Origin of the sequence: Pararobbsia alpina, from assembly GCF_965118125.1 — a bacterium.
Classification (GTDB): Bacteria; Pseudomonadota; Gammaproteobacteria; order Burkholderiales; family Burkholderiaceae; genus Pararobbsia; species Pararobbsia alpina_A.
The window spans coordinates 199,424-220,652 of record NZ_OZ221287.1; the positions used below are offsets into that span (position 1 = coordinate 199,424).

Genomic DNA, 21,229 nt, shown 5'->3' on the forward strand with positions numbered 1-21,229 from the left:
CATGGCATACGTCGATCTTCTTTCTGCGATTCACAAGAGCACGCAACGCGACTATCTCGCGCGCGTCAACGATCCGGATTTCCCGAAGCCCAAGGCCGCTGAACTGGCCAAGAAGTGGGGCTACGACTACTGGGACGGCGATCGCAAGATCTGCTACGGCGGCTACCGTTATATGGAAGGCCGCTGGGAAAAGGTCGCACGCGCGATGGCCGAGCAGTACGGCATCAAACCCGGCGACAAGATTCTCGACGTGGGTTGCGGCAAGGCCTTCCTGCTGTATGACTTCACCAAGGTCGTGCCGGGCGTTGAAGTCTACGGGCTCGACGTCTCCGAATACGCGATCGAAAACGCCAAGGAAGAAGTCAAGGATCGTCTGCAGGTCGGCAATGCAACGAACCTGCCGTTCCCGGACGACCATTTCGACTTCGTGTTCTCGATCAACACGCTGCACAACCTGCATTGCTACGACCTCGACAAGGCGCTGCGTGAAATCGAGCGCGTCTCGAAGCAGAACAAGTACGTCTGCGTCGAGTCGTATCGCAACGAAACGGAGAAGGCCAATCTGCTGTACTGGCAAGTGACGTGCGAAGCGTTCAACACGCCCGAAGAGTGGGAATGGTGGTTCCGCAACACCGGATACACCGGCGACCATTCCTTCATCTACTTCGAGTAACGCCATGACGACGCTTCCGAAAACCATGAAGGCCGCAGTGCTCACCGAGCTGCGCGCGCCGCTCCAGGTCGTCGAACTGTCGATGCCCGAGACCCTGGCCGCCGGACAGGTACTTGTCAAGGTGCACTTCAGCGGCATTTGCGGCTCGCAGCTCGGCGAGATCGACGGCGCAAAGGGCGAAGACAAGTTCCTGCCGCACCTGCTCGGCCATGAGGCTTCGGGCACCGTGCTCGACGTCGGCGCCGGCGTGCGTCACGTCAAGGTCGGCGACAAGGTCGTGCTGCACTGGCGCAAGGGTCTCGGTATCGAAGCCGAGACGCCGCACTACACATGGGACGGCCGCAAAGTGAACGCGGGCTGGATCACGACGTTCAATGAGTACGCGATCGTCTCCGAGAATCGCGTGACTGCAATCCCGGCCGACAGCGATCTCGAAGTCGCAGCCCTGTTCGGCTGTGCAGTGACGACCGGCTTCGGCATCGTCGAGAACAACGCCGATGTCCGCATCGGGCAATCGGTCGTCGTCTACGGTTCGGGCGGTGTCGGGCTCAATATCGTTCAGGCCGCCGCACTCGTGTCCGCCTATCCGGTCATCGCGATCGACCTGCACGACGGCAAGCTCGAACTCGCGAAGCGCATGGGCGCAACGCACGTGATCAACGCCAATGGCCGCAGCCTCGACGACGTGCGTGCGGATATCCAGCGCGTACTGGACCAGACCGGATCAAACGGCGGCGCCGACGTCTTTATCGACAACACGGGCGTGCCGGCGGTCATCGAACTCGGTTATGCGATGACCAAGCCGCAAGGCACCGTCACGCTGGTCGGCGTGCCTCGCAAGGGCAACACAGTGAATCTGTTTTCGTTGCCGTTGCACTTCGGCAAGACGCTCAGCGGCTCGCATGGCGGCGAGGCGATTCCGAACGTCGACATTCCGCGTTATCACAACATGTACCGCGCCGGGCGCATTGCGCTGCGCGAACTCATCACCGACTACTTCAGCCTCGATGAAATCAACGAGGCGATTGCCGCGATGCGCAGCGGAAAAGTGCGCGGGCGGTGTCTGGTCCGCATGGCGTAAGACAGGAGCCGGCACATGGAAACCACCCTTAACTGCGCATGTCACATCTGCGGCGGCCGCCTGAGCGCCCTGCCGGGCTTCGGCACGCTTGTGCAGGTCACTTCCGATTGCCGGCCCTGGCGCGCGGGCGGCACGCTCGCCTCGTGTGAGCGCTGCGGCGCCGTGCAAAAGCCCGTGACGCCTGCATGGCTGGACGAAGCCAATTCGATCTACGCCGAGTACGCGATCTACAGTCAGGGTGGCGGGGCGGAGCAGTCCGCGTTCGACGCGGACAGTGGGGCGAACACCGCGCGCTCGAACCGGATCGTGCAGTGGCTCCTTGAAACGGGTCATTTGCCCGAACAGGGAACGATGCTCGACATCGGTTGCGGCAACGGCGCCTTCTTGCGTGCGTTCTCGGAGCGGAATCCGGGTTGGCAGATGGCCGGCCTCGAACTCGGCGAGCGCAATCGCGCAGTCATTGAAGCCATTCCGGGTGTCACGCAGTTGTATGTCGGGTCGATCGACCAGGTCGAGGCCCGCTTCGATCTGATCGTGCTGATCCACGCACTCGAACACATTCCGCAGCCCGCGCAATATCTCGAGCTGCTTGCGAAGCGTCTCAAGCCGGGCGGCATCCTGCTCGTCGAAGTTCCGGATCTCAAGACCTCGCCGTTCGACATCCTGATCGCGGACCATACGACGCACTTTACCGTCGACGTCCTCGAGCGCGTCGTCGAAGACGCAGGGTTCGCACCGCTCGAAATTCATAGCGGTTATGTACCCAAGGAATTGTCCTTGATCGCGCGCCGCTCAGCCGACACGACGGCAAAACACGACGACGTCGCCGTTGCCTCGGCGTCACCCGGCGAGGCGCGAAGCGCCGCACAGTCTCATATCAGCTGGCTTCAGTCGCTGCTGGGTCAGGCCGAAGCCACCTCGGGCGCGTGCGGGATCTTCGGCACGAGCATCTCGGCGACCTGGCTCGCGGCGTCGCTCGACGACCGCGCGTCGTTCTTCGTCGACGAAGACCGCAACCGGATCGGCCGTACACATATGGACCGGCCGATTTTTGCGCCCACGAAGGCACCCGACAGTGCGCCGATCTTCATGCCGCTTCGAGCGGACATTGCAACGGCCATTGCGCGACGTTTCGAAGGCACGGCGTCCCGCTTTGTCCTTCCTCCACAATGAGTTTCGATGATGAGCACCGCACCTCAAACCAAGGAACCCCAGTACGGCCTGATTTTCGACGTCATCGAGAAGCACGGGGTCAGTCAACTGGGCCTCATGACGAACGAGTCGTGGAATCAGGACCCGAAGCGCACGCTGTTCACGCTCGCGCGCTATAAGTTCGTCGCCAAGATGCTCGGTGGGCGACGCAAAGTGCTCGAGATCGGTTGCGCCGATGCGTTCGGCACACGACTCGTGCAGCAGGCCGTCGCGGAAGTCACCGCGGTCGATTTCGACCCGGTCTTTATCGACGACGTGCATGCGCGCATGAACCCGTCGTGGCCGATGACGGCCTTCGTGCACGACATGCTCGACGGCCCCGTTCCTGGTACCTACGACGCGATCTACAGCCTGGACGTGCTCGAACATATCGCCCCCGAAAACGAGGACACGTTCCTCGCGAACGCACTGCGTTCGCTCGATGCGAACGGTGCGATGATCGTCGGCATGCCGTCGCTGGAATCGCAGGCTCATGCATCGCCGCAAAGCAAGGCCGGCCATGTGAACTGCAAATCGGGCAAGGACTTCAAGGCGACGCTCGACCGCTACTTCCACAACGTGTTCGTGTTCTCGATGAACGACGAGACGGTGCACACGGGCTTTTATCCGATGGCGCACTACCTGATCGCGTTGTGCTGCGGCAAAAAGGACGGAGCCTCGCAATGAATTCGAACGCAGGCGGTGTCGCGCTGGGTCGGGTGCTCGTCACGGGCGCCGACGGCAGCATTGCGCGTGCACTGGTTGCGTCGCTCGCGGCGCCGGGCAACGAAGTCTGGGGCACGACGCGGCGTGCGGATCGCGTCGCATCGCGAACGACGTTGCTCGATCTCGCGGAGCCGCCTTCCGAATGGACGCTTCCCGACGGACGTTTCGACGTCGCGTTCCTTTGCGCGGCTGTGACCTCGCAGGACCGTTGCGGCGCGGAGCCGGAACTGACTCACCGCATCAACGTCACGCACACTGTCGCGCTGGCCCGGCGTCTCGTCTCGCAAGGCACGTTCGTGGTGTTTCTCTCGACGAATCTCGTGTTCGACGGTGAGACGCCTCTTGCGAAGCCTGAAACGGCGTATTCGCCACGTTCGGCCTACGGTGCACAGAAGGCCGAGGCCGAGCAGCGCCTTCTTGCGCTTGGCGAGAACGTCGCCGTCGTGCGTCTCGGAAAGGTCATCGCGCCGCGGATGGCGCTGTTCGACGGCTGGATCGAGGCACTCCGCGCGCAGCGCGAAATCCGTCCCTTCGACAATCTCCTGATGGCGCCGATCTCGCTTGGCTTTGCGGTCGACGCGCTCGTGCGAGTTGCCGCGGTGCGACGCCCGGGTATCGTGCACGCCAATGCGGCACGCGACATGAGTTATGCACATGCGGCGCGGGCTATCGCGAAGCGTATCGATGCCGACCCGAGACTCGTTGAACCGTCGAAGGGCGTCTTTTCGCCCCACGTGTGCTCACCGCGTTATGCCGCTCTCGACGCATCAGGTCTTGCGTCGCTGGGCATTGAGGCACCCTCGCCCGAGGCCGCATTCGACGCAGTCGTATCGCCGTGAAAGGCGTCGCCCTCATATTGGCCGTCGCTATGGAATTCCACCATGAACGCTGAACACTCAACCGCGAACATCCTCGAAGAGATCTACGGACCCGCCGGATACAGCACGGCATTCCGCATCGATGCCGATGAACTCACGTTCTTCCGCGACGCGATTTCCGCACAATGGATCACGCGCATCGAAGCGGCCCACCCTGAACATGCGGCCCAGTTTCGCGAAGCCGGCCTCGAGCAATATCACGCACTCTCGCATCTCGTCTCGCATTCCGACCTTTGGCCCAAGGAAGCACGCGTGTTGTCGCGCGAGGCCGTGGCGACGCTCTCGGACTTCAAGTTCGTGCGCCGCCTGAGATCGCATTTCGGCGCTGATTGCCGCATCTCAGACGTCACGTTCTTTTCGGAGTCGGTCGCGGGCTACCCCGAGGTCTATTGGCGACTCGTGCGTCCCGGCGTCAAGACCGATGTGGGCGGAATGCATACCGATCGCTGGTTCCACGACATCCTCGGTGACGGCGCGCCGCTGTTCAGCGACGACGAGACGACGATCAAAATGTGGCTGCCGATCTTTACCGAACCGGGACGCAACGGGCTGTATGTCGTGCCGGGTTCGCATCGCAAGGACTGGACGGTCAAATACACGCCAGGGTCGGACGGATTCCCTCGCCCCGCGCTCGACGAAGCGCTCGACGACGACGCACGGGTTCTGCTGCCCGTCGAACCGGGTCAGGCTATTCTCTTCAACGAAAACCTGCTGCACGGCGGCGCGGTCAATGCAGGCTCAACGAGCCGCGTCAGCATCGAAATTACTTTTGTCCTTAAGCGTGTGATGGTGCCGCAATGAGTCCCGATATCGCCAAACCGAAAATCGTCTTTGTCTCGGGGCACTTCAATGTGCTCCATCCGGGACACGTGCGCCTTCTGCGCTTTGCAAAAGAGTGCGGCGACCGCCTGATCGTCGGCGTCGAAAGCGACCGGCTCGCAGGCGACGCCGCGCACATGCCCGAGCAACTTCGTCTTGAAGGCGTGCAAAGCAACATCTGGGTTGATGAAGCTTTCGTCTTCGACGAGCCGCTGACCGATCTGATTGCGCGCCTGCGACCCGACGTCATCGTCAAGGGCAAGGAGCACGAGCAGCGGAACAACCCTGAACTCGCCGTGCTCAAGACGTACGGCGGCAAGCTGTTGTTCAGTTCCGGTGCGACGATGTTCTCCTCCGTCGACCTTATTCGAAAGGCATTCTACGAGTCGGATCCGCGCTCGATCTCCCTGCCGAAGGACTTTCTCGACCGCCACGATATTCCGTCGTCGCGGGCAGTGGATATTGTCAGGAGCTTCGCCGGTCGCAAGGTTTGCATCGTGGGCGATCTGATCGTCGACGAATACATCACGTGTCAGCCGCTCGGCATGTCGCAGGAAGACCCGACGATCGTCGTCACGCCGATCGACTCGACGCGCTTTATCGGTGGCGCCGGAATCGTCGCCGCTCATGCGGCAGGACTGGGTGCATCGGTGCGCTTTGTCTCCGTCACGGGTGCGGATGACGCACGCGAGTTCGCGCTCGAACAACTTCAGGCTGCGGGCGTCGAAACCGACCTGTTGATCGACGAAGTGCGTCCGACGACGCGCAAGCAACGCTTCCGGAGCAAAGGCAAAACGTTGCTGCGTGTGAGCTACTTGCAGCAGACCGCGATTTCGATCGCGCTCCAGAATGAAATGTTTGCGCGCCTCGAGGCCGTCATCGACGAGATCGATCTGCTCGTTTTTTCGGACTTCAACTACGGGTGCCTGCCACAACCGCTCGTCGACAGAATCGTTACGCTCGCTCGCGATCACGGGGTCATGCTCGCAGCCGACAGTCAGTCGTCGTCGCAGGTGGGCGATATCTCGCGCTTCCGTGAAATGGATCTGCTGACGCCGACGGAGCACGAAGCGCGTATCGCGACGCGCAACCATCAGGACGGGCTGGTCGTGCTAGCCGAGCAACTCCGGCAGCGTGCCACGGCGCGCAACGTGTTGCTCAAACTCGGGGAAGAAGGATTGCTGATTCACCCGGCGGACGTACCCGCCGGCGATGAACTCACGGACCGCCTCGGTGCGCTCAATACTGCGCCGCGCGATGTCGCGGGCGCGGGTGACAGCCTGCTGATCGCCGGCGCCCTGACACTCGCCGGCGGCGGGAACATCTGGGAGGCCGCCTATCTCGGGTCGCTCGCCGCGGCGATTCAGGTCGGTCGTGTCGGCAATACCCCGATCCGCAGCGAAGAAATGCTGCGCCTGCTCGAGGAGTTTTCGCATTGAAGACCCTACTGCTCGCGGCAGGCTTCGGGACGCGTCTGCGCCCGTTGACGGATACTATGCCGAAATGCCTTGTGCCGATTCACGGCCGCCCGTTGCTCGATATCTGGCTCGAAAGATTGACGGACGCGGGATGCGGGCCGTTCCTCGTCAATACGCACTATCTCGCCAACCAGGTTGATCAGTTCCTCTCCGGCAGTCGCCATGCCGGCCGCGTTACTGTGGCGCATGAAGCTGAACTACTCGGCACGGCCGCGACCTTGCGAGCGAACGCAGGATTCTTTGACGGCGAAGACGGGCTTCTGATTCACGCAGACAACTATTGTCTCGGCGACTTTGGCGCATTTATCGACGCGCATCGCAATCGGCCGCGTGAGTGCCTGATGACGATGATGACCTTTCGCACGGACACACCTTCGTCGTGCGGCATTGTGTCGCTCGACGAGCACAATGTCGTCACGCGATTCGAAGAGAAGCAGGCGAACCCGAGCGGCAATCTCGCCAACGGCGCGGTGTATCTGCTGTCGGCGGAACTGATCGAACGGCTCGGTACGGAAGGTCGTGCGACGGACTTCAGCACCGAAGTCATTCCGACGCTGATGGGGCGGATTCAGTCGTTCGAAACACACGACACGCTGATCGATATCGGCACGCCGCGAACCTACGCGCTGGCCAATGCCTTGCAGGCAGAGCACGTGAAGCTGACGGACAGGGCTCGCTAGGCGGGGAGAATCCGCCGGGTGAACAGCCTTGTCGCAAACAAGGCCCGGCGGCATAGGGGCTCGCTGCGCAAGGCCGCGCAGCGCCTGCACCTTAAAGCAGCGACTTCGGAATCCAGTTCAGATACGGCTTGTCGGGCCACACGAAGAACGCGTCGAGCAGCGACTTTGCGACGAGCCGATAACCGAGCCCTGTCAGGTACGCCACGATCTCATGCTCCATCGCGTGATGGAGCGAACACCCCTTGGTCTCGACGACGATCACACCGGGTTGCATGTGCGCAAGGTCCGCGCCGCGCAAGACGTTGAGATCTTCACCTTCGACATCGACGCACAACAAATGGATTTCGCGGTCCGCGAGATGGGTCTGCCTGAGCGTGCTGACCAACGTGGTTCGAGCCCGCTGCGTCTGGATTTCGTCGTCGCGGAATCGCGAGGCATAACGGCTCGCCGTTTCCGGATTCATCGAGCTCATCGTGTCGTCAGGAAAGATCGCAAATTCGACATCCCTTTCTGCGTCCGACACGAGCGCCTGGACAAACATGTCACGCGGGCGCTGCTGTGCCCACAACGGCGCAAACGCGCCGTTGCCGTCGACCGCGAGCCCGCTCCACCCTGCTTCATACAAGCGCAACGTATTGCTGACGTGCGAAGGATGATTCGCGCCGACATCGATATACGTGCCCGATTCAACCTGCCTGAGCAACGACGCGATGATCAGGTCCTCGCCGCATAGCGCGTAAGAAACAGTGCCTGTGCCGGTGGCCTTCGTGTTCATGAGAGGCTCGCGGAAATCGGTCCGACCAGCGTTTGCAGCCAGTCGCGGTGGGCGTCGAGAAACGACGATCCGTCGCGCTCGACCCGGTTGACGCGGCTCGGATCATTGAACGACTCGTCCGCGATGGCAATGGCGATGCGCTTGAGTTCTTCCTCGGTGCCGTCGAAGGGCACGTTGAACTCGGCAAACGGCGTATTGACCAGCAGTTCGGGATACATGTACTGCGCCATGAATGCCGTGGAGTGGTATTGACGTCCGTTCAATTGCAGATCGGTAAATGCCTTCGCAATTGGCATCGTCACCGTCATCTGCGCATACTGGCCACCCATGAGCTGGAGGAACTGCATGCCGTGCGCGCCGGAAATCGTCCTGCCTGCATAACGCACGAGAGAAAGCGCCTGGTGCATATCGACGTTGATCGGGGTCGTGCCGGCGATCGGCATGGTCTTCGGATGGAAGTTGCCGCCCTTCATGTTCGTGAAGACCATGTAGCCGCGCTCCCTGAGACGCGCTGCCATCGTGGACCAGAAGACATCCGGGAACTGCGGGTGCTGCGAGCTGTTCGACGGGAAGATGATGACCGATTTCCCCTTGACCATCCCGAGCTGCTGCGCGATTTGCTCGGCCTCGACATCCCATTCCGCAGGAATCTGCGGCCGATCGATCGCCGCATCCCAGGGCAACCGGAGCATGTGACGAAAGACGTCTGTGAGCGACAGACCGCCGCGCCCCGGATACTTGAACAGGTACATCAGGTTGTCGGACCGACCGTCGCCGTGATCGTAGGGGTGCGCGCAGATCGGAACATCGATCTCGAACCGGTCCATATCCAGGTAGTTGTTGATGATGTGCGTCTGAATGTTCCGGTCGGCCGTCAGCACGCGCAGGAAACGATTCGGATACATCTTCGTCACCGCCATGTGATCGGGCGGCACGACCATCGTGATCCCATGACCATGCTGACGCGTGAACGCGCGCGCAAAGGCGCACACGAGTGCCGTGTCTCCGATCGACGTCGGATTCAGCAGGATCCAGGAACGCTGTTGAGGATCTCTCAACTGCGCCAGCACACTCCGATACTCGGCTTCTCTCAAAACATTCATAACAATCCCTAAGCGTTCGCTTTTTCCTGGCGCCCCCGTCTCGTGGGGCCCGCATCCCTGTTAGAAGCATTCGAAGCCGTGCCCCGCGGCGAAAGCTGCCGACCATGAACCGCACGCTACTTCCGGTAGCCTGAATTGTGGGGCCTGAGAACGATCGGGCACGCGCTAAAATGCGGCCATATATGCCCGGTGTTCGGACGTTCGCTTGACACCGCGATCCCTAGAATTCCACTCGTATCAAAGCCGCTTTTAAGCGCGGCAGGCATGCCGCCCCCCAGATCACCTTACGTCATGAAAATCGTTCCTGTAGTGTCGGCGGGCTCGCGAGGCAACTCCCTTGACGCGCTGGCCGAGGCCTTTGTGCTGATGTTCCGCGCGTCCGGATACGACGCGCAACTGTTCAACCTGAATGTCCCCGACGATTCGACGCGCCTGACGTCGCTGCTCACGAGCGGCAATATCGCGTTCGTGCTCGGTATGGCAGGCCTGCTTTCGGACCTCAAGCTCACGCGCGACGACGGTACGAAAGCACCGGCCTGGGCCATGCTTCGCATTCCGCACCTGTCGATGCTCGGCGACTCGCCGGCCTATTTCTTCGACCGGCACGTCGCCGACTCGCCGGCGAACGCGCTGGTCTACGGATTCCCTGACCACTTGTTGCTGCGCAAACGCCTGCCGTTCGCCGACAAGACCGTGTTGAGCGTGATGCCGCTCGCACCGTTGTTCACGGTGCCGTTCGAGTCGCTCGATTTCGCCAAGAAGCGCGAAGGCAAGCTCCTGTTCCTCAAGAACGGCAATGATCCGGAAGCGCTCCGGCGGAACTGGCGCGCCACGCTCGCGCCCGGTGTCTCGAACGCGTTGATGGATCTTTCCGAACTGTTGACAAGCACCGACGCGATCGATCAATGCCACGGCACTCAAATCGACGACGCGATCACTGAATACTATGCGGCGGCCGGTATCGAAGTGCAGGCGATACCCAAGCTCAGGTTGCTGATGAATGCGAACCTCGACGACTATGCGCGGCGCATCAAGAGCACGATGATCGCGCGCACGTTGATGGATTTTCCGGTTGTCGTTCACGGCGAAAACTGGGACTACCTCGATTTCAGCGGCAAGCGCTGCACGTTTATCTCGGGTTCGGACTATCGTGCGTCGAACCAGGCTACGCGTGATGCGCTTGGCCTGATCGATATGTCGCCGAATACGACGCATGCGATCCACGATCGCGTGACGCGTGCGTTCGGCGCCTACACGTACTGCCTGACGAACGAACATGCGTTCCTCGACAGCCTGCTGCCCGAGCAGGTCGGTCATATGACCTTCCGCTTCAACCCTGACAGCATCGCCGAGCGTGTCGATCGTGCGCTGGCCAATCCGATGCAAACGCTCGAAGTGGGCGTGGCCGCTGCGGAAATTTTCCGCGAACGCTTTACCGATGAGAACTTCGTGAACTTCATCACGCTGATCGCGGATTCGGTTTACCAGAACATCGGAAACCGGCCTAACAATCTGCAGGAATTCATTGTGTGGCCGCCAGCGACGCTGGCTCACTAAGCGAATTCAGCGGCGATAAAAAAGCCGGTCATCCTGGGGATGACCGGCTTTTTGTATTGCGCAGCCCGAAGCTTACTTGCCGCCCACCGTCTGCAGCGTCGTCCACTTGCCGTCGACGACCTTGTACACGGTGATGCCACCGTTCTTGAGGTCGCCCTTGGCGTCGTAGCCGAGGTCCGACGACGTCACGGCCGGCATATCCGTCTTCGCAAAGAACGGCAGGTACTTGGCCGGATCCGTCGAGTTCGCCGCCTTCATGGCCAGGAACATGGCCATCGCGCCGTCATAGCCGTACGGCGAGTACGTTTCCGGATCCTTGCCGAACTTCTTGCGGTACTCGTCGAGGTACTTCTGGCCGCCCGGCATGTTTTCCATCGGCAGGCCTGCCAGCGATGCCACCACACCATCCGCCGATGCACCGGCCACCTTCAGGAACGTATCCGACTTGACCATCTCGCCGCCCATCAGCGTCGACTTGATGTTCAGTTCCTTCATCTGCTTGACCATCGGCGCGGCTTGCGCGTCGGCGCCGCCGTAGAACACGCCGTCCGGTGCCTTCGCCTTGATCTTCGTCAGCACGGCCTTGAAGTCGACGGCCTTGTCGTTCGTGTATTCACGATCGACGATCGTTGCGCCAGCCGCCTTCGCGGCCTTTTCGAACTGGTCGGCGAGACCCTGGCCGTAGGCCGTGCGGTCGTCGATGATCGCGATCTTCTTGAAGCCGAGGCTCTTCACCGCGTACGTGCCGACAACCGAACCTTGCTGCGTGTCGGACGTCATCATGCGGAACGTCGTCTTGTAGCCTTGCTGCGTGTACTCAGGTGCCGTCGCCATCGCGACCTGCGGAATGCCTGCAGCGGCGTAGATGCGCGATGCAGGAATCGTCGTGCCCGAGTTGAAGTGGCCGACCATGCCCTTGATGCCATCGTCGACGAGCTTCTGCGCGACGGTCGTGCCCACGCGCGGGTCAGCCTGGTCGTCCGCCGTGTCGAGCACGATGCGCACTTGCTTGCCGTCGATCACGGGCTTGGTCGAATTGAAGTCTTCGACCGCCAGCGTGACGCCGTTCAGAAAGTCCTGCCCGTAGTGCGCCTGCGCACCCGTCAGCGGCGCCGCAAAGCCCACCTTTACGTCTTCGACGGCTTGCGCGTTCGCGCCCGTTACGACGGCCACATAGGCCAGCGCGGCAACGGCGCAATGTTTCATCGTCAGTTTCATTCGCTACTCCTTCCTGATGCCTGTTTATTAAAGACGGGGATGACCACAGCGAACGCGCCATCCCTATGTTGAAACAATCGCCCGATTCCGGATCAGCCCGGTTCAACCGATTGTCATCAAGCTTGCGTTGCCGCCTGCAGCGGCGGTGTTCACGCTGACCGACCGCTCGCTGAGCAGGCGTTCGACCGCGTAATCGTCCTGACCATTTTCGAGCGAACCCGACGCCACACCCTGCACCGTCACGATCGGGCCCGGCCGTGCGGCCACCCGGCGGATCAATGCGTGGAGCTCGTCGCTGTCGCCCTCGAACAATACAGCGTCATAAACGGCGTTTTGCTCATCTTTCTGCACTTGCACAAAGTCTTTGAGCGAAACAGGCAAACTCGCAGCCAGTTGGCCGCCGATACCCGGCGTGAACAGCGCGCGATTGCCGGTGGCGAGCGCCGATACGAGCTGCGCGCGTGCACCGCCCAAGGTCGACGGCACGCACAGCACGGTGCCGCGCGGACGCAGTGAATAGGTGTTGCGTTCGCCCGTCGGCCCCGGCAGCGTCGCGGTCGCCCCGGCCAGCGGCCGGGCCAGGTACCGGTCGCAGCGTGCGACGTTGAGCGCATCGTGCTGACCGTCGAGCCAGTCGCGATAGCTGCGCAGCGCTGCACCGGCCTGTGCCGACGGACTCGGCGCGCCTTGCGACGACCCCGCATTGGCCTGCGTCGACTGTGACGACGGCGGTTGCACTTCGACACTCAGCGCCTTCGACAGCGAATTCGGCAGGCCTGCCGGACGCGTCGACAACAAGCGCGGCAGATAGAGCGGGCCGCCGGCCTTCGGACCCGTGCCCGACAGACCTTCGCCGCCGAACGGCTGCACACCCACGACCGCGCCGATCACGTTGCGGTTCACATAGATATTGCCGACGTGCGCCTGGTCGATGACATTCGCGATCGTTTCGTCGATCCGCGTGTGGATGCCAAGCGTGAGGCCGTAGCCCGTCGCCTTGATCCCGTCGAGCAGCTTGTTGATCCGGCTGCGCTGGAAGCGCAGCACGTGCAGCACCGGCCCGAACACTTCGCGCTCGAGTTCGGCGAGCGATTCGATTTCGATCAGTGTCGGCGGCACGAAGGTTCCGAGTCGCGCGGCGTCGCTGGCCGGCAGCTGATGCACGGCGTGCCCCTTCGCACGCATGCCTTCGATATGGCTGTCGATATTGCCCTTGGCTTCCGCATCGATGACCGGACCGACGTCGACCGACAGGCGATCGGGGTTGCCGATCGACAGCTCGTTCATCGCACCCTTGAGCATGGTCAGCACGCGATCGGCCACGTCTTCCTGCAGGCACAACACGCGCAGCGCCGAACAACGCTGACCTGCGGAATCGAATGCCGATTGCAGCACGTCGAATACGACCTGCTCCGCCAGCGCGGACGAATCGACGATCATCGCGTTCTGGCCGCCGGTTTCGGCGATCAACGGGATCGGCTTGCCGTCCGGGTCGAGGCGATCCGCGAGAGACTTCGCGATCAGGCGCGCGACATCGGTCGAGCCCGTGAACATGACGCCGCGAGTGCGCGCGTCGGCCACCAGTGCCGCGCCGACCGTGCCGCCATCACCGGGCATCAGTTGCACCGCACCGTGCGGCACGCCGGCTTCGCGCAGAATGCGCACGGCCTGCGCCGCGATCAGCGGCGTCTGCTCGGCAGGCTTGGCGATCACGGGGTTGCCCGCTGCGAGTGCGGCCGACACCTGACCCATAAAGATCGCCAGCGGGAAATTCCATGGACTGATACACACGATCGGACCCAGCGGCCGATGCGTGTCGTTCGAGAACTCGCCGCGGATCTGTGCCGCGTAGTAGCGCAGGAAATCGACCGCTTCGCGGATTTCCGAAATGGCGTTCGGCAGCGATTTGCCCGCTTCGCGCACGATCAGGCCCATCAGCGAGGGCATGCTGGCCTCGAGCAGGTCGGCGGCGCGGTCGAGACAATCGGCTCGCGCCTCGACGGGCGTCGCGGCCCAGATCGGCGCGGCGCTGACGGCATTGGACATCGCCGTGGCGATCTGTGCTTCGGTCGCATCGATCGTCGTGCCGACGATATCGCGCAGGTCCGACGGGTTGCGCACATCGCGCGGCTTGCCCGTCACCGTCTCGGCGTCGACGAGCATCGGCGCGGCGTGCCAGTTCTGGTGACCGCTTGCGAGCAGCGCCGACGACAGCGATGCGAGCCGATGTTCGTTCGACAGGTCGAGGCCCATCGAGTTGGCGCGCTCGCGTCCATACAGCTCGCGAGGCAGCGGAATCTTCGGATGCGGCGCGCCGACCGGCACGACGGCCGAGGCTTCGTCGACGGGGTCGGCGACCAGCGCGTCGAGATCGACGTTCTCATCGGCGATGCGATTGACGAACGAGGTGTTCGCGCCGTTTTCGAGCAGGCGTCGCACGAGGTAGGCGAGCAGCGTTTCGTGCGTGCCGACCGGTGCATAGACGCGGCACGGCCGATTGAGCTTCTCGCGGCCGGTCACTTCTTCGTAGAGCGGCTCGCCCATGCCGTGCAGGCACTGGAATTCGTATTGACCGGGGTAGTAGTTCTGACCGGCCAGGTTGTAGATCGCCGACAGCGTGTGGGCGTTGTGCGTCGCGAACTGCGGGTACACGGCGTCGGGTGCGCCAAGCAGCTTCTTCGCGCACGCGAGGTACGACACGTCCGTATAAATCTTGCGCGTGTAGACGGGGTAGCCCTCGAGACCGTCGAGCTGGGCGCGCTTGATTTCGCTGTCCCAGTAGGCGCCCTTCACGAGACGGATCATCAGGCGGTGCCGGCTGCGGCGCGCGAGATCGATCAGGTAGTCGATCACGAACGGGCAGCGCTTCTGGTAGCCCTGCACCACGAAGCCGATGCCGTTCCAGCCCGCGAGCTCCGGGTCGAAGCACAGTGCCTCGAGCAGATCGAGCGACAGCTCGAGCCGGTCGGCTTCCTCGGCGTCGATATTGAGGCCGATGTCGTAGCCGCGCGCGAGGATCGCCAGCGAGCGCACACGCGGCAGCAGTTCGCTCATCACGCGATCCTGCTGCGCGCGCGAGTAGCGTGCGTGCAGTGCCGACAGCTTGATCGAGATGCCGGGGCCTTCGTAAATGCCGCGTCCGCCGGCGGCCTTGCCGATCGCGTGGATCGCCTGTTCGTACGACGCGTAGTAACGCAGCGCGTCTTCCTCGGTGGTCGCGGCTTCGCCGAGCATGTCGTACGAGTAACGGAAGCCACGCGCTTCGTATTTGCGACTGTTCGCGAGCGCTTCCGAGATCGTCTCGCCCGTGACGAATTGCTCACCCATCAGGCGCATCGCCATATCGACGCCCTTGCGGATCAGCGGCTCGCCGCCCTTGCCGATCAACCGCGTGAGCGCCGACGACAGACCGGCCTCGCTGTTGGTCGTCACGAGCTTGCCCGTGATCATCAGACCCCAGGTTGCGGCGTTCACGAACATCGACGGGGCGTTGCCAACGTGCGACTTCCAGTCGCCCTTGCTGATCTTGTCGCGGATCAGCGCATCGCGCGTCGCGCGGTCCGGAATGCGCAGCAGCGCTTCGGCGAGACACATGAGCGCCACGCCTTCCTGGCTCGACAGCGAGAACTCGTGGATCAGGCCTTCGACACCGCCACCCGTGCGCTTGCCGCGCAGCGTGGACACGAGCTTTTTCGCCAGCGCACGCGCGGCCTCGGCCTGCGGCGCAGGCAGACGCGCCTGCTCGATCAGGAACGGCAGGCACTCCGGCTCCGGGCGACGGTAAGCGGACGTAATGGCAGAACGCAACACCGACTGCGGCTGCACGCCCTGCGCGAAGTCGAGAAACGGATGGGCGACTTCATCCTGTCCGTGCTCGGACGACGACGTGTCATCTGCTTCGGTTGCGCCGGTGCCGAACGCACCGGTTGCGCCATTCAATGCGCCGCTCAACTCAGGCGGCAACTGGCCCCCTTCGATCTTTTCGAGGTAAGCGAAGATCGCCTGTTTGATGAGCCAGTGCGGTGTGCGCTCGATGCGCTGTGCCGCGTCGCGCAGGCGTGCGCGCAGGGGCTCGTCAACTTTTACGCCGAGGGTGGTACTTGCCATGATCTTCTGATGCGTCCGACGCCGGCCACGGGGAGGGCCGACGAACTGTTCGAGGGTCGGGGGCATCCTACGCCCGCCAATAGTCAGGTGCAACCCGATCAATATAGGGGGTTGCACCTAGTAGAGGCAATCTTTACCGGCAAACCCGTTGTGAATTCGGGTTTTTACCTCTAAAGGCTGACGCGTGTTGGTCGTTAATCTCCTCATGGTGGGCAATGGGCATATGCGCGACGCAGGGGTCGCGCCGGAACCCGGATCGGATGGACCCGCCTCAACGGCAGTTGAGTTCGAAGAGGATGCGATGGGACTCGAAAGTTGGCTGGTCTGCGGCGGGATCTGGATGGTGTGCGCGTTCTGCGCGCTGATGTTCGTGCGCGGTGCGGCGCTGGGTAACGCGCGCAGTGCCGAGATCGAAGAGGAATTCGAGGAATATCGTGCGCGCGTCGTGCCCGCACGTGCGCCGCGTGCCACCCACGCGTCGCGCAGCTCGCTGCCGCGCTCGGCTCACTGACGCGTCATCGAGCCTGTAGGGATTTCAAACGATGGCCTTCGGGATCGAAGGCGATGCTAAAGGCGGGCGGGCGTGAATTGACCGCAATGGTCATCGGGCGACACAAGCCGGTCGTGAATGCGGCACAAACGGCTCTCTCCAACACTCGCTCCAAACGCCGAACCGAGGCTCGATAGCCCCGGTATCAACGACTCCAGACCGGCCCGATCGCTGGCGCGATGCACGCAATCGCGGCACCGCGCTTCGAGGGTTTGCACCGGTTCGACCTTCACGGCACGCTCAGACTGTTATTGGCCAAGACCGGCCCAATACGAGCCGAACACGTGCACCGACAGCAGATAGCCGAGCACGATGTTGACGGCCACGCCGATCGTGAACGCCAGGAACGGTCGGATGCCTGTCTTGGCCAGCGTGCCGAAGCGCGTCGTCAGGCCAATGCTGAAGAAGCAGAAAATAAACGCCCAGGTGCGCAACGCAGTGATCGGCGCAACCAGCGCCGGCGTCACGACAGTGCGATATTCCGCGAGCGTGTAGTGACTTGCGACCCAGATGACCAGCGCCGAGGCCACGACAAACCCGATCACGAATTTCGGGAACCGCGTCCAGATTTCGCCTGCGCCGACACGTGACTTGAGTCCGGTCGGCGACGTGTCGCGTTCCCAGCGCGTCGTCGCGACGATCGCCAGTACGAATGCCCAGATCCCGATCCAGATATCCCGGCCGACGACCTTCATCAGCGTGAAGGCTTGCAGTGACGCTTCGGGCGAGCCTGCGATGCCGGCCGTGCCGTGCTTCGCGAGATCGCCATAAGCCTGCGCCGCGGCGATGCCGGCTGCGTCGGCGAATTCCGAGGTGCCAATCCACGCGCCTGCAATCCCCGTCGGCAACCCAAACGCACGTGCGACGAAGGGCAGCACGAAGATCATCACGATGGCCCAGAGGATCACCAGCGTGATCGACACCGACGCTTCTTCGCGCTTTGCACGCACAGCGCCGGCGATGGCAATCGATGCCGAGACGCCACACACGGCGCCGCCGACACCCAACACCGCGGCAAATCGCTTGTCGAGACCCAACGCTCGGCCTGCCCAGAAGATCACGCCGAACGTCACAAGTGACACGATGCTGGCTTGCGCGACGGCGACCGGACCCGCCCAGACGAGCAGCGTGAACGGCAGCGTCGCACCGAGCAGGATGATGCCGACCTTGATGTAGAACTCGACACGAAAGCCCGCCGAGATCCAGTCGGGCAGCCGGAACACGTTCGAGATCAGCAGCCCGAGCGCCAACGCGACCAGCGGGGGCTCGAGGTTGTATTTCGAAGCGTTGACCCAGGCGCCGAGTTCGAAGATCAGCACGGAGACGACGAACAGCACCAGGAACGACGCGACGAAATGCGAGATCCGGTGACCGATGGCCGCCAGGCCAATTCCGAACAACACGGCCCAGACCACAAAAAGGGAAACGTATTGCGGCAGTTTCTTGCCAAGATCTGTGACTGCCTCGCCGACAGTTGTCCACTTCGCGGGTGCAACCGCCAGCCATTTGATGCTGCTACCCGATGCAAAAAGACCGTAAGCGACGATCACGATCGCCAGCGCAATCCAGATCGCCCACCAGTCTTCCTTTGAAACCAGCTCACGCCATAACCCCGGCTTCACATCGCGAGTCTCGGCCTGCGCGGCCAGCGTTGTATGGGTGTCGCTCATGTTCGTCCCCCGATCGATGGACCGTGCCCCGGATGAACGCCCTGTTTATTCGAATCACGCCAGATGCCTGGCAATTGGGCGTTCGCTTCGGGCGATTATCGGTGGCAGATCAGCCTGTCGAAAGGAAGCTTTCGTCATATCCATATGAGCGCAAGTCGGTAACGGAGTGACCGGGCTAAGGGATGGAGATCGCGTTGAGGATGGCGTTGAGGCTGGGTCAGCGACAGGGCCGGGCGGCGACTGGGACTGGGACTGGGACTGGGACTGGGACTGGGACTGGGACTGCGACTGCGACTGCGACTGCGACTGCGACTGCGACTGCGACTGCGACGTCCTGGCTGATCAAGTTTGAGCCTGGCGAGAAAGCATGGCGTCTCAGGCGTGGTGTCTACGTGCGGCCTTCTATATATCCAGCGGATCGACTTCCACTGACCATCGGATCATCCCGCGCGTGTCGCCGCCCTTGATGTCGCGCAGACGGGGTTGCCATGCACGCAGCGCCGCCTGAAGCGCGGCGCGCGAGCCGCTTTCGAGCAGCAGTTGCGCGCGATGCACGTGCATCACCTTGACGATCGTCAGCGGGACCGCGTCGTACCGCGTGACGTGCTCCGCGCCCGGCAAGCCTTCCAGCTCAGCGGCCGCTGCATCAAGGAAAGCGAGCGCCGCCTCGAGCGTACGCGCGTCGGCGCGCAGCAACGCCTGAAACGCGAACGGTGGCAGCCGAGCCTCACGTCGCTCCTTGAGCGCCGCGCGCGCAAAGCCGGCGTAGTCATGCCGCGCAATCGACGCGTAGAGCGGATGGTTCGCATACCGCGTCTGAATCATGACTTCGCCGGGCAGTCCTGCCCGGCCCGCCCGTCCGCTGACCTGCATCAGCTGCGCAAAGAGACGCTCGCCCGCGCGGAAGTCGTGGGAGAACAACGCCGTGTCGGCATTGAGCACGCCGACCAGCGACACGCGCTGGAAATCATGACCCTTCGCGACCATCTGCGTGCCGACGAGAATATCGACACCGCCCGTATGAACGTTATCGAACAAAGCCTCGGCGCTACCCTTGCGACGCGTGCTGTCCGCGTCGATCCGCAGCACGCGCGCGCCAGGCACGACCCCGGCGATCGCCTCCTCGACACGCTGCGTACCGCGGCCGAGCGGCGCGAGATCGACGTTACCGCACTCGGGACACGCACGCGGAATCCGCGCTTCCCAGCCGCAGTGGTGGCACCGCAAGGTCCGATCGGCCTTGTGAAGCACCGCGTAGGCACTGCAACGCGGACAGCCCGCGACCCAGCCGCAGGCATCGCAGGCCAGTGTCGGCGCATAGCCGCGGCGGTTCACGAAGATCAGGCTTTGCTCGCCGCGCTCGAGGCGCGCGCGCAATGCGGCGACCAGGGTTGGCGACATGCCCTCGATCGAGTGGATGCCGCGTTTGCGTTCCATGTCCTGGTCGATCAGCCGCACGGTCGGCAATACGGCTTCCGCAACGGCACGCGTCGCGAGCGTCAAACGCTGATAACGGCCCTGCTCGGCCTGATGCCAGCTTTCGAGCGATGGCGTCGCCGAACCGAGGACGATCGGGATATCGAGTTGCTTGGCGCGCCAGACGGCGAGATCTCTTGCCGAATAACGGAGCCCTTCCTGCTGTTTGTACGCAGGCTCGTGCTCTTCATCGACGACGATCATCGCGAGCGCCGGCATCGAGGCGAGCACGGCCAGACGCGTGCCGAGCACGATGCGCGCTTCGCGATCATGTGCGGCCAGCCAGTTGCGCGTGCGCTCGCCTTCGGCGAGTCCGCTGTGCAGGCTCACGATCGCGCCCGGCGCGAGATGCCCGAAACGTGCGCGGAAGGTGCGCTCGAACTGTGGCGTCAGATTGATCTCGGGCACGAGCACCAGTGCCTGCGCGTCGGGCCGACGCTCGAGCAGGCGCTCGAGTGCACGAAGATAGACCTCCGTCTTGCCGCTTCCTGTGACGCCATAAAGCAGAAAAGACGCGAACCCCGTTGCGGCATCGATTTCGGCCAGCGCGGCGGCCTGATCGGAAGTGGCGGCGGGCATACGCGCCGTGGCCGCAGCTGCGGCGCCGTCCGGAGAAGAAACGTCTGCGACCTCGACCGGATTTGCCAGGGCCTCCGTTTCGACACGGCATGCCCAGCCGCTCTCGACCCACGACTCAAGCGTAGCGACGGCTTTCGCATGCAACTCGCGGGCAGCGCTCGCAGAGAGGCGACCGCTTTCGAGCAATGCCTCGGCAAGCCGGCGCAGCGCCACCGCGCGCGACGGCAATGCATCGGGTAATGCGAGCCGGCCCTCGGGTGTCGGTGCGAACTGCGGCTCGCGTGCGAAGAGCCTCGCCCATCGTTCGGGCTCGCGCAGCGGCGCAGGCAACGCGGGCAACGCGACTTCGCCAAGCGCCCGATGGTAGTAGCCCGCCGCGAACGCGATGAGATCAAGCCACGCCTGCGAAACAGGCGACATCGCCTCGCAGATCGTTTCGACCTCCTTCAACCGATCCGACGGGACATCGCTGGTGTCCGCGACTTCGTAGATCAAGCCGACCGCGCTGCGGCGACCAAACGGCACGCCGACGAGTTGCCCGATTCGCGGCGGCACGTCGCCACGCCACGCGTAGTCGTATAACTCCGCGAGCGGGTGGTCGAGCGCGACGCGAACGATTGGGGGCTGGCTCACTTGTGGAACAAAGACTCGGATCAAACCGGGATCAG

At 63.0% G+C, this 21,229-nt stretch carries 16 protein-coding genes; 10 read left to right on the forward strand and 6 right to left on the reverse strand.

Annotation, left to right across the window (positions count from 1 at the left end):
* Position 1: 1 nt before the first annotated feature.
* From ACMFWR_RS00830 to ACMFWR_RS00865, 8 genes are read left to right on the forward strand one after another with little or no spacing between them, the layout of a single operon-like run.
* Entirely contained in the window at positions 2-673 is a 672-nt protein-coding gene (locus ACMFWR_RS00830) for a class I SAM-dependent methyltransferase (RefSeq protein WP_413193174.1), read from the forward strand.
* 4 nt (positions 674-677) lie between these two features.
* The gene (locus ACMFWR_RS00835; protein WP_413193175.1) at positions 678-1,754 is read left to right on the forward strand and encodes a zinc-binding dehydrogenase; all 1,077 of its coding nucleotides are present in this window, start codon (positions 678-680) and stop codon (positions 1,752-1,754) included.
* 15 nt (positions 1,755-1,769) lie between these two features.
* Positions 1,770-2,927: a class I SAM-dependent methyltransferase gene (locus ACMFWR_RS00840; RefSeq protein WP_413193176.1), complete on the forward strand. Its 1,158-nt coding sequence runs from the start codon at positions 1,770-1,772 to the stop codon at positions 2,925-2,927.
* A gap of 6 nt (positions 2,928-2,933) precedes the next feature.
* Complete coding sequence (locus tag ACMFWR_RS00845; RefSeq protein WP_413193177.1) at positions 2,934-3,632, forward strand: class I SAM-dependent methyltransferase; 699 nt, start codon at positions 2,934-2,936, stop codon at positions 3,630-3,632.
* A complete protein-coding gene (locus ACMFWR_RS00850) occupies positions 3,629-4,510 on the forward strand; it encodes an SDR family oxidoreductase (RefSeq protein WP_413193178.1) in 882 nt (293 codons plus the stop codon). The genes ACMFWR_RS00845 and ACMFWR_RS00850 overlap by 4 nt, the downstream gene beginning before the upstream one ends.
* Before the next feature lie 42 nt (positions 4,511-4,552).
* Positions 4,553-5,350 carry a phytanoyl-CoA dioxygenase family protein gene (locus ACMFWR_RS00855; protein ID WP_413193179.1) on the forward strand — a complete coding sequence of 266 codons (798 nt, stop codon included), beginning with the start codon at positions 4,553-4,555 and terminating at the stop codon, positions 5,348-5,350.
* A complete protein-coding gene (locus tag ACMFWR_RS00860) occupies positions 5,347-6,807 on the forward strand; it encodes a PfkB family carbohydrate kinase (RefSeq protein WP_413193180.1) in 1,461 nt (486 codons plus the stop codon). The genes ACMFWR_RS00855 and ACMFWR_RS00860 overlap by 4 nt, the downstream gene beginning before the upstream one ends.
* Positions 6,804-7,526 (forward strand): nucleotidyltransferase family protein, encoded by a 723-nt coding sequence (locus tag ACMFWR_RS00865; protein ID WP_413193181.1) that lies wholly within the window; start codon positions 6,804-6,806, stop codon positions 7,524-7,526. Before ACMFWR_RS00860 ends, ACMFWR_RS00865 begins: the two co-directional genes overlap by 4 nt.
* Positions 7,527-7,617: 91 nt before the next feature.
* Here ACMFWR_RS00865 and ACMFWR_RS00870 read toward each other — a convergent pair whose 3' ends face one another.
* Positions 7,618-8,301 carry an FkbM family methyltransferase gene (locus tag ACMFWR_RS00870; protein WP_413193182.1) on the reverse strand — a complete coding sequence of 228 codons (684 nt, stop codon included), beginning with the start codon at positions 8,299-8,301 and terminating at the stop codon, positions 7,618-7,620.
* Positions 8,298-9,404 carry a hypothetical protein gene (locus ACMFWR_RS00875; protein WP_413193183.1) on the reverse strand — a complete coding sequence of 369 codons (1,107 nt, stop codon included), beginning with the start codon at positions 9,402-9,404 and terminating at the stop codon, positions 8,298-8,300. Before ACMFWR_RS00875 ends, ACMFWR_RS00870 begins: the two co-directional genes overlap by 4 nt.
* A 291-nt stretch (positions 9,405-9,695) precedes the next feature.
* Between ACMFWR_RS00875 and ACMFWR_RS00880 the strand changes: the two genes are divergently transcribed.
* Entirely contained in the window at positions 9,696-10,961 is a 1,266-nt protein-coding gene (locus ACMFWR_RS00880; protein WP_413193184.1) for a hypothetical protein, read from the forward strand.
* A gap of 72 nt (positions 10,962-11,033) precedes the next feature.
* On the opposite strand, the gene ACMFWR_RS00885 is transcribed toward ACMFWR_RS00880, so the two are convergent.
* Complete coding sequence (locus ACMFWR_RS00885) at positions 11,034-12,179, reverse strand: branched-chain amino acid ABC transporter substrate-binding protein (protein ID WP_413193185.1); 1,146 nt, start codon at positions 12,177-12,179, stop codon at positions 11,034-11,036.
* A 102-nt stretch (positions 12,180-12,281) separates the two neighbouring features.
* Positions 12,282-16,352: a trifunctional transcriptional regulator/proline dehydrogenase/L-glutamate gamma-semialdehyde dehydrogenase gene (gene putA, locus ACMFWR_RS00890; RefSeq protein ID WP_413193186.1), complete on the reverse strand. Its 4,071-nt coding sequence runs from the start codon at positions 16,350-16,352 to the stop codon at positions 12,282-12,284.
* A 235-nt stretch (positions 16,353-16,587) separates the two neighbouring features.
* Between putA and ACMFWR_RS00895 the strand changes: the two genes are divergently transcribed.
* Positions 16,588-16,797: a hypothetical protein gene (locus ACMFWR_RS00895; protein WP_413193187.1), complete on the forward strand. Its 210-nt coding sequence runs from the start codon at positions 16,588-16,590 to the stop codon at positions 16,795-16,797.
* Positions 16,798-17,084: 287 nt separating this feature from the next.
* Here ACMFWR_RS00895 and ACMFWR_RS00900 read toward each other — a convergent pair whose 3' ends face one another.
* Together ACMFWR_RS00900 and ACMFWR_RS00905 are read right to left on the reverse strand one after the other, a co-directional pair.
* Positions 17,085-18,506 (reverse strand): YeiH family protein, encoded by a 1,422-nt coding sequence (locus ACMFWR_RS00900; protein WP_413193188.1) that lies wholly within the window; start codon positions 18,504-18,506, stop codon positions 17,085-17,087.
* A gap of 402 nt (positions 18,507-18,908) precedes the next feature.
* Positions 18,909-21,194, reverse strand: coding sequence for a primosomal protein N' (locus ACMFWR_RS00905; RefSeq protein ID WP_413193189.1), 2,286 nt, complete (start codon positions 21,192-21,194; stop codon positions 18,909-18,911).
* Positions 21,195-21,229 lie beyond the last annotated feature (35 nt).